This is a genomic window from Denitromonas ohlonensis, assembly GCF_007625205.1.
In the GTDB taxonomy this organism is placed as follows: domain Bacteria; phylum Pseudomonadota; class Gammaproteobacteria; order Burkholderiales; family Rhodocyclaceae; genus Nitrogeniibacter; species Nitrogeniibacter ohlonensis.
Genome location: NZ_VMNI01000006.1, coordinates 165,929 through 178,195 on the forward strand (window position 1 = coordinate 165,929; position 12,267 = coordinate 178,195).

At 66.3% G+C, this 12,267-nt stretch carries 16 protein-coding genes and 1 tRNA gene; 16 read left to right on the forward strand and 1 reads right to left on the reverse strand.

Translation table 11 applies throughout. The annotated features are described in order from the left end of the window. The first annotated feature begins 91 nt into the window (after nt 1-91). The 16 genes from ybgC to FHP89_RS06315 all read left to right on the forward strand — a co-directional run bounded on the left by ybgC (nt 92) and on the right by FHP89_RS06315 (nt 11,705). Nucleotides 92-529 (forward strand): tol-pal system-associated acyl-CoA thioesterase, encoded by a 438-nt coding sequence (gene ybgC, locus FHP89_RS06240; protein ID WP_144175235.1) that lies wholly within the window; start codon nt 92-94, stop codon nt 527-529. 2 nt (nt 530-531) lie between these two features. Next, nucleotides 532-1,206, forward strand: coding sequence for a protein TolQ (tolQ, locus tag FHP89_RS06245; RefSeq protein WP_144175233.1), 675 nt, complete (start codon nt 532-534; stop codon nt 1,204-1,206). Between the two features lie 18 nt (nt 1,207-1,224). After that, nucleotides 1,225-1,647: a protein TolR gene (gene tolR, locus FHP89_RS06250; protein ID WP_144175231.1), complete on the forward strand. Its 423-nt coding sequence runs from the start codon at nt 1,225-1,227 to the stop codon at nt 1,645-1,647. Nucleotides 1,648-1,652: 5 nt separating this feature from the next. Beyond that, complete coding sequence (locus FHP89_RS06255) at nt 1,653-2,486, forward strand: energy transducer TonB (RefSeq protein ID WP_260851512.1); 834 nt, start codon at nt 1,653-1,655, stop codon at nt 2,484-2,486. Nucleotides 2,487-2,523: 37 nt separating this feature from the next. Continuing rightward, a complete protein-coding gene (tolB, locus tag FHP89_RS06260; RefSeq protein ID WP_144175227.1) occupies nt 2,524-3,801 on the forward strand; it encodes a Tol-Pal system beta propeller repeat protein TolB in 1,278 nt (425 codons plus the stop codon). A gap of 38 nt (nt 3,802-3,839) precedes the next feature. After that, nucleotides 3,840-4,370, forward strand: a complete 531-nt coding sequence (gene pal, locus FHP89_RS06265; protein ID WP_144175225.1) for a peptidoglycan-associated lipoprotein Pal — start codon at nt 3,840-3,842, stop codon at nt 4,368-4,370. Further along, entirely contained in the window at nt 4,370-5,086 is a 717-nt protein-coding gene (ybgF, locus tag FHP89_RS06270; RefSeq protein WP_144175222.1) for a tol-pal system protein YbgF, read from the forward strand. Before pal ends, ybgF begins: the two co-directional genes overlap by 1 nt. 7 nt (nt 5,087-5,093) lie before the next feature. Beyond that, nucleotides 5,094-5,753, forward strand: coding sequence for a 7-carboxy-7-deazaguanine synthase QueE (gene queE, locus FHP89_RS06275; protein ID WP_144175220.1), 660 nt, complete (start codon nt 5,094-5,096; stop codon nt 5,751-5,753). A gap of 5 nt (nt 5,754-5,758) precedes the next feature. Beyond that, a complete protein-coding gene (gene queC, locus FHP89_RS06280; protein ID WP_144175218.1) occupies nt 5,759-6,487 on the forward strand; it encodes a 7-cyano-7-deazaguanine synthase QueC in 729 nt (242 codons plus the stop codon). Nucleotides 6,488-6,538: 51 nt separating this feature from the next. Continuing rightward, a tRNA-Lys gene (locus FHP89_RS06285) sits at nt 6,539-6,614 on the forward strand. 640 nt (nt 6,615-7,254) lie between these two features. After that, nucleotides 7,255-8,859 carry a cbb3-type cytochrome c oxidase subunit I gene (locus tag FHP89_RS06290; RefSeq protein WP_144175216.1) on the forward strand — a complete coding sequence of 535 codons (1,605 nt, stop codon included), beginning with the start codon at nt 7,255-7,257 and terminating at the stop codon, nt 8,857-8,859. Further along, nucleotides 8,859-9,443, forward strand: coding sequence for a cbb3-type cytochrome c oxidase subunit II (locus FHP89_RS06295; protein ID WP_144175214.1), 585 nt, complete (start codon nt 8,859-8,861; stop codon nt 9,441-9,443). Before FHP89_RS06290 ends, FHP89_RS06295 begins: the two co-directional genes overlap by 1 nt. 16 nt (nt 9,444-9,459) lie before the next feature. Beyond that, complete coding sequence (locus tag FHP89_RS06300) at nt 9,460-10,053, forward strand: c-type cytochrome (RefSeq protein ID WP_144175212.1); 594 nt, start codon at nt 9,460-9,462, stop codon at nt 10,051-10,053. 7 nt (nt 10,054-10,060) lie between these two features. Then, nucleotides 10,061-10,480, forward strand: coding sequence for a group III truncated hemoglobin (locus tag FHP89_RS06305; protein ID WP_144175210.1), 420 nt, complete (start codon nt 10,061-10,063; stop codon nt 10,478-10,480). Beyond that, nucleotides 10,477-11,115 carry an SCO family protein gene (locus FHP89_RS06310; protein ID WP_144175208.1) on the forward strand — a complete coding sequence of 213 codons (639 nt, stop codon included), beginning with the start codon at nt 10,477-10,479 and terminating at the stop codon, nt 11,113-11,115. The genes FHP89_RS06305 and FHP89_RS06310 overlap by 4 nt, the downstream gene beginning before the upstream one ends. Beyond that, entirely contained in the window at nt 11,112-11,705 is a 594-nt protein-coding gene (locus tag FHP89_RS06315) for a hypothetical protein (RefSeq protein ID WP_144175206.1), read from the forward strand. Before FHP89_RS06310 ends, FHP89_RS06315 begins: the two co-directional genes overlap by 4 nt. On the opposite strand, the gene FHP89_RS06320 is transcribed toward FHP89_RS06315, so the two are convergent. Next, the gene (locus FHP89_RS06320) at nt 11,653-12,162 is read right to left on the reverse strand and encodes an RrF2 family transcriptional regulator (RefSeq protein WP_144175204.1); all 510 of its coding nucleotides are present in this window, start codon (nt 12,160-12,162) and stop codon (nt 11,653-11,655) included. The two genes, FHP89_RS06315 and FHP89_RS06320, sit on opposite strands and share 53 nt — an antisense overlap. Nucleotides 12,163-12,267: the final 105 nt, after the last annotated feature.

The window sequence follows — 12,267 nt, forward strand, 5'->3', positions numbered from 1 at the left end:
CTATTGTGCGCCTTCACTACGAAAAGTTTTGTTAAGCATTGCACCAAGTTGCATCGCAACAGCGAGCCCGCTCTCAGCTAAAATGGCGCGCATGCTCCCTACCGACCCGGCCGCCGCTATCGCCCCAGAATCCTTGATGGTCCGCGTCTATTACGAAGACACCGACGCAGCCGGCGTTGTTTACTATGCCAACTACTGGCGCTTCTGCGAACGCGGGCGCACGGAGTGGCTTCGCCAACAGGGCTTCGACCAGCAGCAACTCATGGACGACACCGGCATTGCCTTCGTGGTACGCCGGGTGGCGGGCGAGTATCTGCGTCCGGCCCGCCTCGACGACACGCTTCAGGTCGTCACCACGGTGTCGACACTCAAGCGCGCCAGCCTCAGTTTCTCGCAGAAAATTTGGCGCGATGCGGAACTCTTGTTTGAAGCCACAGTCTCTGTGGCCTGCCTGGACACCAAGCGCAACCGGGCCGTCGCCATTCCCGACACCATTCGAAAAACACTGACCCCGGGCCAACCGGGCTGACCATGCCAATCACACAAGATCTGTCGATACTCTCCCTCATCGCCGAAGCCAGCCTGCTGGTCAAGTTGGTGATGGCCCTGCTCGCGGGCCTCTCCTTCATGTCGTGGTACTGGATTTTCCGCAAGTGGTTTTCCATCGGCAGTGCGCGACGAAAGTCGATGGACTTCGAACGCAACTTCTGGAGCGGCGGCGATCTGAACGCGCTGTACCAGAGCGCCGGTAACGACCGCCACAACACCGGCCCGATGGAGCGCATTTTCGAATCGGGCTACCGCGAGTTCTCCAAGCTGCGCGCAAAAAACGCCGATCACGCCACCGTGGTCGACGGCGCCCGCCGCGCCATGCGCGCCACCTACCAGCGCGAGGTCGATGAACTCGAAGCCCACCTGGCCTTCCTCGCCTCGGTCGGCTCCGTGTCGCCGTATGTGGGCCTGTTCGGCACCGTGTGGGGCATCATGAACGCCTTCCGCGGCCTGTCCAACGTCACCTCGGCCACGCTCGCCCATGTGGCCCCCGGCATTGCCGAAGCGCTGGTGGCGACCGCCATTGGCCTGTTTGCGGCGATCCCCGCCGTGGTCGCCTACAACCGCTTTGCCCACGACATCGACCGCCTGTCGATCCGCCTCGAGAGCTTCATGGAAGAGTTCTCCAACATCCTGCAGCGTCAGCTGCGTTGATCGGGCCGAGGACCTCCCATGCGTGAGCGCCGCCTGATGAACCAGATCAACGTCGTGCCGTACATCGACGTGATGCTGGTGCTGCTCGTCATCTTCATGGTCACCGCGCCAATGATCCAGACCGGCAGCGTCGAATTGCCCAGCGTCGGCAAGGCCTCGCAGACGCCCGTCGAGCCGCTGTATATCGTCGTCAAAGCGGATGGCAGCGTGGCCTTCCGCGATGCGGCGCAGGAGCCGGTGCCCATGGCGCTCGAGGCCGTCGTTGCACAGCTGCAGCAGATGCAGCAGGACAATCCGGCCCGTGCCGTACTGATCGCAGGCGATCGCGACGCCCGTTACGATGCCGTATTGAATGTCATGTCGGAGCTGCAAAAGAAGGGCGTCGACAAGATCGGCCTGCTCGTGCAGCGCGGCGAACGCGAACCGACCGCCAAACGATGAACCCGATGCAGGACCGCCCGGAGCCGGGCAAACGCATTTCATTTGTGCTTGCGGCACTGGTACATCTGGCGCTGGCGGCATTTCTGTTTTTTGGCGTTCGCTGGCAGAGCGAACCGCCGGCGGCCGTTCAGGTCGCGCTGGTCGCGATGCCGTCCATGCCCACGCGCGCCGCACCGCCGCCCAAGCCAGCGCCGCCGGCCCCCCAACCCGAGCCAAAGCCTGAGCCAAAACCCGAGCCGAAGCCCGAACCCAAACCGGAGCCGAAGCCAGAGCCCAAGCCGCCCGAGATCAAGATTCCGGAGAAAAAGCCCGAGCCCAAGAAGCCGGAGCCCAAGCCCGAACCGAAAAAGCCCGAGCCAAAGAAACCTGAGCCGAAGCCCGAGCCAAAGAAACCGGAACCGAAAAAGCCGGAGCCCAAGCCCACGCCAAAGCCCGAACCCAAGATCGACCGCTCCAAAGCGATCGAGGACCAACGCATACAGGAGTTGCTGGCGCTGGACGCGCAGCGCGCCCGCGAATCGGAGATCCTCAAGCAGGAAATGCAGTCGGCCGCCCGCGGCCGGGCGCTGGACGGCTATATCAACGCAATTCGGGTCAAGGTCCGGGGCAACATCGTGCTGCCGCCAGCGGTCAGCGGCAACCCGGAAGCCACCTTCATCGTGGACCAACTGCCCGATGGTACGGTGATTGAGGTGCGTTTGAAGAAGAGCACGGGGCATGCCGCGCTGGATGAAGCCATCGAACGCGCCATCCGCAAGTCGAGTCCGTTACCGAAACCCGACGATCAATCTTTGTTTAACCGTACACTAGCGTTCACATTTCGCCCGCTCGAACAATAAAAAGGGTTCGGTATAATCCGCCCGGGAACCAGAGACGATGAAACTGACTGATTTGTTTCGATATTTGCTGATCACACTACTCGCCGCCACCGCCCTGTCGGCGCGGGCACAGCTGTCGATCGAGATTACCGGCGCCGGCGCCAACCGCTTTCCGGTGGCCATTGCGGTCATGGAAGGCGAGTCTCAGCTGCCCCGCGGCGTGACCGATGTGGTGCGCAGCGATCTGGAGCGCAGCGGCCTGTTTTCGCTGGTCGAGATGGGGCCCAAGCCCGTCGGCGAAACGGTCACCCCCGATTTTGCCTACCTGCGCACCCGCGGCGCTGACGCGATCGCGGTCGGCACCGTAGTGCCCGCCCAAAGCGGCAAGTACGAGTTGCGCATGCGCCTCTACGACACGCGCCAGGAAGCCCAGCTCGACGCCCTCACGCTGACCATGACGCCCGCCCAGTACCGGATCACCGGCCACAAGATTGCGGACATCATTTATGAGCGCATCACCGGGCTCAAAGGCGTGTTCTCCACGCAGATCGCCTATGTGGTGAAGTCCGGCAAGCAATACAAACTGCAGATCGCCGACTCCGACGGCGCCAACCCGCAGACCGCGCTGGCCTCCAACGAGCCGATCATTTCGCCGTCGTGGTCGCCCGACGGCTCCCGCCTGGCCTATGTTTCCTTCGAGGCCAAGAAACCGGTCGTGTATGTGCACACCCTGGCCACCGGCCTGCGCGCGGTGGCGGCCAACTTCAAGGGGTCGAACTCGGCGCCGTCATGGTCGCCGGACGGCAGCCGCCTCGCGGTGGTGCTGACCAAGGACGGGCTGTCGCAGATGTACACCGTCAATCCCGACGGCTCGGGCGTCACCCGCCTGGCCAGCTCGTCGAGCATCGACACCGAACCGGCCTTCAGCCACGATGGTCAATGGATCTACTTCACCTCCGACCGCGGCGGCAGCCCGCAGATCTACCGGATCTCCACCCAGGGCGGTCGCGCGGAGCGCGTCACCTTCGAGGGCAGCTACAACGTCACGCCGCGCCCCTCGCCCGATGGCCAGACCATGAGCTACATCGCGCGGACGGCCAACGGCTTCCAGATCGCGATCATGGATGTCGCCACCCGCCAGTTTGCCGTCCTGACCGACACCGGTCGGGATGAATCACCCAGCTTTGCGCCCAACAGCCGCATGATTCTCTACGCAACGGAGATCGGTGGTCGGGGGGTGCTTGCCGCTGTTTCGTCCGACGGGCGAATCAAGCAACGTCTCTCGGTCCAGGCCGCCGACGTGCGTGAACCCGCCTGGGGACCTTTGCCCCGCTAGCGGATCGCTAGTATTTTATGACTCAAGGAGTCTGTTCAATGCGTTACCCCCTCGCCGCCTCCATGCTCGCTCTTGCCCTGCTGGCAGGCTGCTCGAGCACCCCGATGACCGCCGACCAGGGCGCCTCGGTTGAAGACCGTACCGCGTCGTCTGCCGGTACGATCCCGACCGTGCGTCCGGATCAGATGCAAGGTGCTGGTCTGGCCGCCCTGCGCGACCCGAACAACATCCTGTCCAAACGCGCCATCATGTTTGACTACGACAGCTTCACCATCCGCGGCGAATTCATGCCGCTGGTTGAAGCCCACGGCCGCTTCCTGGCTGCCAACCCGCAGATGAAAATGCTCATCCAGGGTAGCGCCGACGAACGCGGCAGCCGCGAGTACAACCTCGCCCTGGGCCAGAAGCGTTCTGACGCGGTCAAGAAATCGCTGATGCTGCTTGGCGCCAAGGAAGGCCAGATTGAATCGGTCAGCCTGGGTGAAGAGAAGCCGCAGTGCACCGAGCGCAACGAAGCCTGCTACGCCGAAAACCGTCGTGGCGAAATGCTCTACGCTGGAGAGTTCTGATGATGCGGCCGGCCCCCTGGATTGCACTGCTTGCAGCGCTGCTCACGTGGCCGGCGCATGCTGGCTTGTTTGACGACGCCGAAGCGCGCAAGGAGATCATGCGCATTCGCGATGATCACACCGCGCGCCTCGACGCCCTCGAATCCAGCTCACGCGCATCGCTGCAACTGGCCAACCAGATCGAGGCCATGAAGGCCGAGGTGGCCCGGCTACGCGGCGATGTCGAGCTGCTGATGCACGACATGGAGTCGGTCAAGAAGCGCCAGCAAGACTTCTATGTCGATCTCGACGCACGTCTGCGCACACTCGAATCCGGCGCTGCCGGCCCCGCAGCGCAGATTGATCCCGCAGCGGAGTCGCGCGACTACGAGAACGCACTGAACCTGCTCAAGAGCGGCAAGTACGCCGAAGCAGCCACCGCTTTCGACACGTTCGTGACCACCTACGCCGGCAGCAGCTTCCTGCCCAGCGCCCACTTCTGGGCCGGCAGCGCCGCCTTGCAGGCCAAAGACATCGCCCGCGCCACGCAGCACTTCAACACCGTGGTCAACCAGTGGCCGCAGGACGCCCGCGCGCCCGATGCCCTGCTCGGCGTGGCCAACTGCCAACGTGCCATGGGTGAGCGTCGCCTGGAGCAGAACACGCTCAAAGCCGTGATCAGCCAGTACCCGGACAGCGCTGCCGCCAAATCGGCCAAACAGCGCCTGGGCAGCTGACCCGCGCATGAGCACGCGACAAACCGTCACCCGGCTGCGGGTGACGGAAATCTTCGCATCCGTACAGGGCGAAGCCTCTCGCGCCGGTCTGCCCACGGTGTTTGTCCGCCTCACCGGCTGCCCGCTGCGCTGCGTGTGGTGTGACACCGAGTACGCCTTCAACGGCGGCCAGACCCGCGATCTGAGCACCATCCTCGACGAAATCGCCAGCCACGGCCTGCACCACATCTGCGTGACCGGCGGCGAACCCCTCGCCCAGAAAGGCTGCCTCGACCTGCTCACCGCGCTGTGCGACGCCGGCTACGACGTGTCGCTCGAAACCAGCGGCGCGCTCGACATCGCCACCGTCGACCCGCGCGTCAGCCGCATCATGGATCTCAAGGCACCCGGCTCCGGCGAGGCCGACAAAAACCGCTGGGACAACCTGCCCCAACTCACCGCCCGCGACGAACTGAAAATCGTCATCGCCAATGCCGATGACTACGCCTGGGCCTGCGACCAGCTCAAGACGCATGCGCTCGCCACACGCTGCCCGGTGCTGTTCTCGCCGGTGGCCGGCGAACTCGCCCCGGCCGACCTGGCCGAATGGATCGTGCGCGACCGCCTGCCGGTGCGCTTTCAAATGCAACTGCACAAAGTGCTGTGGGCCGACGCCCGCGGCAAATAACGCTCATGACCGAAATCACCGAAACGCCGCCGCGCCGCGCCGTGGTCCTGCTCTCTGGCGGACTCGACTCCGCCACCTGCCTGGCCATCGCCCGCGAACAAGGCTTCGAGTGCTATGCCCTGTCCGTCGCCTACGGCCAGCGCCACGCCGCCGAGCTGACCGCCTCCAAGCGTGTCGCCGACAGCCTCGGCGCAGCCGAACACCGCCTTGCCCGCGTCGGCCTTGGTCAGTTCGGCGGCTCGGCGCTGACCGACCCGACCATCGACGTTCCGATCGAGGCCCGCGGCGCAGACACCTCGCCCATCCCCGTCACCTATGTGCCGGCACGCAACACCGTCATGCTCTCCATCGCCCTGGCGTGGGCCGAAGTCCTCGGCGCGCGCAACATCTTCGTCGGCGTCAACGCCGTCGACTACTCCGGCTACCCCGACTGCCGCCCGGAGTACATACAGGCCTTCGAAACCATGGCCAACCTCGCCACCAAGGCCGGCGTCGAGGGCGAGCGCCTGACCATTCACGCTCCGCTCATCTCGCTCAGCAAGGCCGAGATCATCCGCCAGGGCACGACGCTCGGTGTCGACTACGCCCAGACCGTCACCTGCTACCTCGCCGACGACACCGGGCGCGCCTGCGGGCGCTGCGAAGCCTGCCGCCTGCGCCGCGCGGGCTTCCTCGAAGCCGGCGTCGACGACCCGACCCGCTACGTCAATGGCAAGCCCCCCGAAATTTCTTGAACATCGTCTTGACAGCACTGCGATCGGTTCCTATAATTCGCGCTTCCTTTCGGGTCGTTAGCTCAGTTGGTAGAGCAGCGGACTTTTAATCCGTTGGTCGCGTGTTCGAGCCACGCACGGCCTACCAGGACACCAAGGGCCCAGTCGCAAGACTGGGCCCTTTCCGTTTTTCCGCCCCGCCTTTTTCCTTTCGAGCACTCTGCCGTGCGCCGCGTCATCGGCGCCAGCCCCGCGACGATGGCAACGCTCGCCTCGTCCGCCCCCTTCCGGCCGACAACCGCCCGCCTCGTCACCCGTCGACCGGCGGCCCCTGCCGGCACGGCCTGCCCGGGGCCATGACACCCGCCAGCCGCCTGCGCAAACAGCCGTGGCACGCGCGAGGTGGCTGATGCGCAATAGCCCCTCCGTCACCATCGCCCCGCGCGACGCAGCGGCGGACATTTCCCTACCGACCGCCAGGACCACACAGGCTGCCGCCGAACACAAGCGCCGGTCTCGACAGCGCACCGCACGGGCACTTGCTTGACCTAAATCAAAGATGTATTGTCTACGCATCTTTTTTAGATAGTCATTCTCCCATCCCTTGCTGAAGCTCGGCGCCATGCGCGCCACCAGCGTTTCATCGTCGCTTAAAACATGCATTCAGACCATCACGCCACCTTCCTGTCGCACCGGCACGCACCTGCCGTCACGACCGGTCAGGCGCCGTCTCCGGTCATGGCGCAGTGGCATGCTGGATTCCGCACCCACCAAGAGCCCGCCTGTCCATGAGTCCCCTCGCCATCCTGATGTCGGCGTTCATCCTGTCCATCGTCGGCCTCGGCTTCTTCATCTGGTCGCAACGCGCCCACCTGACCGACCCCAGCACCGAAGGCAGCGAGGTGATCTTCGCCGCCGGTGAAATCGGCACCCCGGAAGAGCCCGCCGCGCCGCTTGCCACCCGCCCCGCCGCCGGCGCGGACGATGCCGAACTGGCCGCCCGCGCCCGGGCCGACGCCTCGACCGCCCCGCTGGTGTTCTTCTTCTACTGCTGCGCCTTCGTCTGGCTGCTGGTCGCTTCGGCCGCCGGCCTGACAGCGTCGATCAAACTGCATGCGCCGGACTGGCTGACCGCGGACGCCTGGTTGAGCTTCGGGCGCATCCGCACCGTGCATCTGAACGCGGTGGCCTATGGCTGGGCGCCGATGGCCGGGTTGGGCACCGCGCTGTTCGTCATCCCGCGCCTGCTCAAGACCGAGCTGGTCGGCGGCCGCTACGCCCTGCTTGGCGCCGCGCTGTGGAACGCCGCGCTGATCGCCGGCCTCGGCAGCCTGGCCTACGGCGTCAGCGACGGGCTCGAATGGCTGGAAATCCCCTGGCAGATCGACCTGCTGTTCGTCGCCGGCGGCGCACTGATCGGCCTGCCGCTGATCCTCACCCTGCGCCGGCGCCAGGTGGCCCACCTGTATGTGTCGGTGTGGTATATGGGCTGCGCGCTGTTCTGGTTCCCGGTGCTGTTCCTGGTGGCCAACGTCCCCGGCCTGCATCACGGCATCGAGCAGGCGACCATGAACTGGTGGTTCGGCCACAACGTGCTGGGGCTGTTCTACACCCCGCTGGCGCTGGCCTCGATCTACTACTTCCTGCCCAAGGTGATCGGCCGGCCGATCCAGTCCTACAACCTGTCGCTGCTCGGTTTCTGGGGGCTGGCCTTCTTCTACGGCCAGGTCGGCGGCCACCACCTAATCGGCGGGCCGGTGCCAGGCTGGATGGTCACCCTGTCGATCGTCCAGAGCATGATGATGATCCTGCCGGTGGCCGCCTTCACCGCCAACCAGCACCTCACGCTCAAGGGCAATCTGGCGGCGCTGCGCCACTCGCCGACCCTGCGCTTCATGTGCCTGGGCGGGTTGATGTACACCGCCAGCTCGGTGCAGGGCTCCTTCGAGGCGCTGCGCAGCATGAACGCCGTCACCCACTTCACCCACTACACCGTGGCGCACGCGCATCTGGGGCTGTACGGCTTCGTCAGCCTGGTGTTCTTCGGCGCCATGTATTTCGTGATCCCGCGCATCACCGGCCGCGACTGGCCCTGGCCGCGCATGATCTCGGCCCACTTCTGGCTGGCCTCGATCGGCGTCGCCATCTACTTCGTGTCGCTGACCATCGGTGGCTGGCTGCAGGGCCGCGCCATGCTCGACGAGAGCCGCGGCTTCATGGAATCGGTGCTGCTCACCCTGCCCTACCTGAAGGCACGCAGCGTGGGCGGCGCGATGATGGCGCTCGGCCATGTGATCTTCGCCGCGCACTTCATTCGCCTGCTGACCGCGCGCGGCGCCAGCCGCAGGGCACAACCGGCCAGCCCCTTCGCCACCGCCGCGGAGGGCATCTGATGCACAGCGAAACCCGCCTCATCCTCGGTGGCCTGACCACCCTCGCCGTCGCCACCGCCGCGCTGGTCGTGCTGCCCTACATCACCATCGCTGATTCGGCCCCGGCGCCAGGTCTCAAGCCCTATACGCCAACCGAGCTGCGCGGCCGCGAGCAGTACATCCAGCACGGCTGCGTGTATTGCCACTCGCAGCAGCCGCGTGCCCGCGCCTTCGCCCCCGACGCCAAGCGCGGCTGGGGCCGGGCCACGGTGGCCGGCGATTATGCCTACGACGACCCACCGCTGCTGGGCACCATGCGCACCGGCCCCGACCTGATGAACATCGGCGCGCGCCAGCCCAGCGATCAGTGGCATCTGGGTCATCTGTTCCAGCCGCGCGCCTATGTGCCGGGCAGCATCATGCCGGCCTATCCCTTCCTGTTTGACGTACGCGATCGCGCCGACGAGGGCGAGACAATCGTCGCCCTGCCACCCGGCACCGTGCCCGAGGGCGAGGTGGTGGTGGCGCGGCCGGCCGCGCTCGATCTCGTCGCCTACCTCAAATCGCTCGATCGCAGCTACCCGGCGCTCGCCGCCGATCAATGACGGAGCACTTCCGGACATGAACACCCCCGACGTCCTGCCGCAACAGCGGCGCGAGAACCCCGACCCCCAGGAGCGCAGCACCCCCATGCCGCGCCTGGTGCTGCTGCTGGCCCTGGTGCTGGTCGCCTTCGGCATCGACTACATCTCCCATGCCGATGTGAACAGCCCCTCTGCCTGGGGCGACGCGCGCACCCGCGCCGAACTGGTCGGCGACCGCCCGGCCGCCGGCCAGGGCGTCGACGGCGCGGCGATCTATGCCGCCATGTGCAGCGGCTGCCACCAGGCCTCCGGCCAGGGTCTGCCCGGCGTTTTCCCGCCCCTGGCCGGCTCCGAATGGGTGGTTGGCAAGGCCAGTACCGCAGCGGCCATCGTGCTGCATGGCGTGTCGGGACCGATCGAGGTCAAGGGCCAGCCCTTCAACGGCACCATGCCGGCCTTTGCCGCCTCGCTTGGCGACGCCGAGATCGCCGCCGTGCTGAGCCATGTGCGCAGCCAGTGGGGCAACAGCGCTGCGCCGATCCCCGCCGAACTGGTGGCCAACACCCGAAGCCTGCATGCCGATCGCAGCACGCCCTTCAACGGCGGCGACGAACTGGCTCAACTGCCCTGAGAGCGCCATGTCCGAAAAGCACACCACCCTGACCCGCCAGCAGCTGCACGATCTGGTGCACGCCTTCTATGCCGACGTGCGCGCCGACACCGCGCTCGGTCCGGTCTTCGACGCCGCCATCGGCGAGCACTGGGCGCACCATCTCGAACGCATGGTCGAGTTCTGGAGCCATGTCATGCTCGACACCCGCGGCTTCAGCGGCAATGTCTATGGCAAGCACATGGCGCTCGAGGGCGTCGAGCCGGCCCATTTCGAGCGCTGGATGACGCACTGGCACCACCACACCCGCCACTTCGCGCCGGACGACCGCCAGCGCCTGCGCCAGGCGGCGCAGACCATCGGCCGCAGCCTGTTCCTCGGCTTCTTCAACCGCTCGGCCGCGTTCATCGCCGACGACGACGGCCGCGTGGTGGTCGCCACCTCATGAGCCGGCGTCCGCTGGCGCTGACCTTGCTCGCGGCAACCGTGTTGTCGCTGGCACTGGTCGGGCTGAGCGCGCAGCTGACCGACGGCTTCACCCGCTGGACCTTCGAGGCCCTGCGCCGAGACGCCGCCGCCACCGGTCGTCTGAGCGCCCCGGCGATACCGCTGCGCACCGCGCACGGTGAGACAGGCACCCCTTGGCCGAACGGCACCAACACGGTGTATCTGGTCGACTTCATCTACACCCAGTGCCCGACCATCTGCCAGGCACTCGGCGGCGAATACACCCGCCTGCAACGCCAGCTGCGCGCACGCTTCGGCGCGCACAGCCCGGTGCGCCTGGTGTCGGTGGCCTTCGACCGCGCACACGACACCCCGGCCGAACTGCAACGCTATGCACAGCGCCACGCGGCCGAAGACGATCTGTGGCTGATCGGGACGCCGACCAGCGCCCAGGCGTCCGACACGCTGCTCAAAGCGCTTGGCGTGGTCGCGATCCCGGACGGCCTGGGCGGCTTCGTACACAACGGCACCATCCACCTGATCGACAGTCATGGCGCGGTGCGCGGTATCTTCGATCTCGAGCAATGGCCGCAGGCGCTCGACCGGGCGCTGCAGCTGACAGGCACGCCGACATGAAACGCCGCCTGCCCTGGGTGCTGGCCGCACTGCCGCTGCTGCTGTGGATCACGCCGCTGCGCCAGCTGCTCGAGAGCCGCATGCTGCCGCACATGCTGGTCGAGCTGCCGCTGCTGTTCATCGCCGGCTGGGCGCTGGCCCAGGCACTCGGCCCGCGCGCCCGCCTGCCGGCCGTCATAGATGCGCACGGCCTGCTCGGGCTCACCTGGGTGAGCGCGGTGTCGGCGCTGTGGATGATTCCCTCGATGCTCGACCTGAGCCTGCTCGACATCCGCCTGCAATGGGCCAAGTACCTCGCCTGGCTGCTGGCCGGCGTCGCCGCACGGGGCAGCCTGCCGCGCGCCGGGGCGGTGGTCGGCGTCTTCTTTCTGGGCAACATCGCCTGGATGCTGGCCACCGCGGGCTTGTTGTTTCAGGAAGCCCCCCAGCGCCTATGCGTGAGCTATCTGCTCGACGAGCAGATCGTCACCGGCCAGGGGCTGATCGCACTGGCCGTGCTCATCGGCACACTGGCCGTGCGCCGTCTGCTGAGGCCGATCAGCCCGGCGAGCGCTTGCCGCGCGTTGCCGGCGCCTGCGTCAGCGGAATAATCCGCCGCGGCACGGCGGCGATGCCGAGCAGTTCGGAGGCCACACTCGGCGCCGACACCGCGTCGTGCAGGGTCATGCGATCGAGCTCGAGCATGAAGGCGTCGAGCGCGCGACGCAGCCCGCGGGTGAGGTTGCAGGCCGGCGAAATCACACAGCAGTGTTCCTTACCCGGCTCGAAGCACTCCACCAGCACAAAATCGCTTTCCGCCAGCCGCACCACCATGCCCACCGAGATGGTCGACGGATCGCGCGCCAGACGCACGCCGCCGTTGCGTCCGCGCACGGTGTCGAGCAAGCCCGCGCCGGCCATCTGGTGAACAATCTTCATCAGATGGTTACGCGAAATGTCGTACGCCGTGGCGATATCCTCGATGGTCGCCAGCTCGCCGCTTTCGTAGCGGAGGCTGAGATACATGAGAACGCGCAAGGTGTAATCGGTATAGGCGGTCAGTCGCATAGGCAGCGCACGGGAGTCAAGGCAGCCCGAGCATAGTCGCTTGCCGGTTGGCGGGCAATTGCCGGCACCCTGGCCGGATCGGCCGGCTACGCCAAAATACGCATG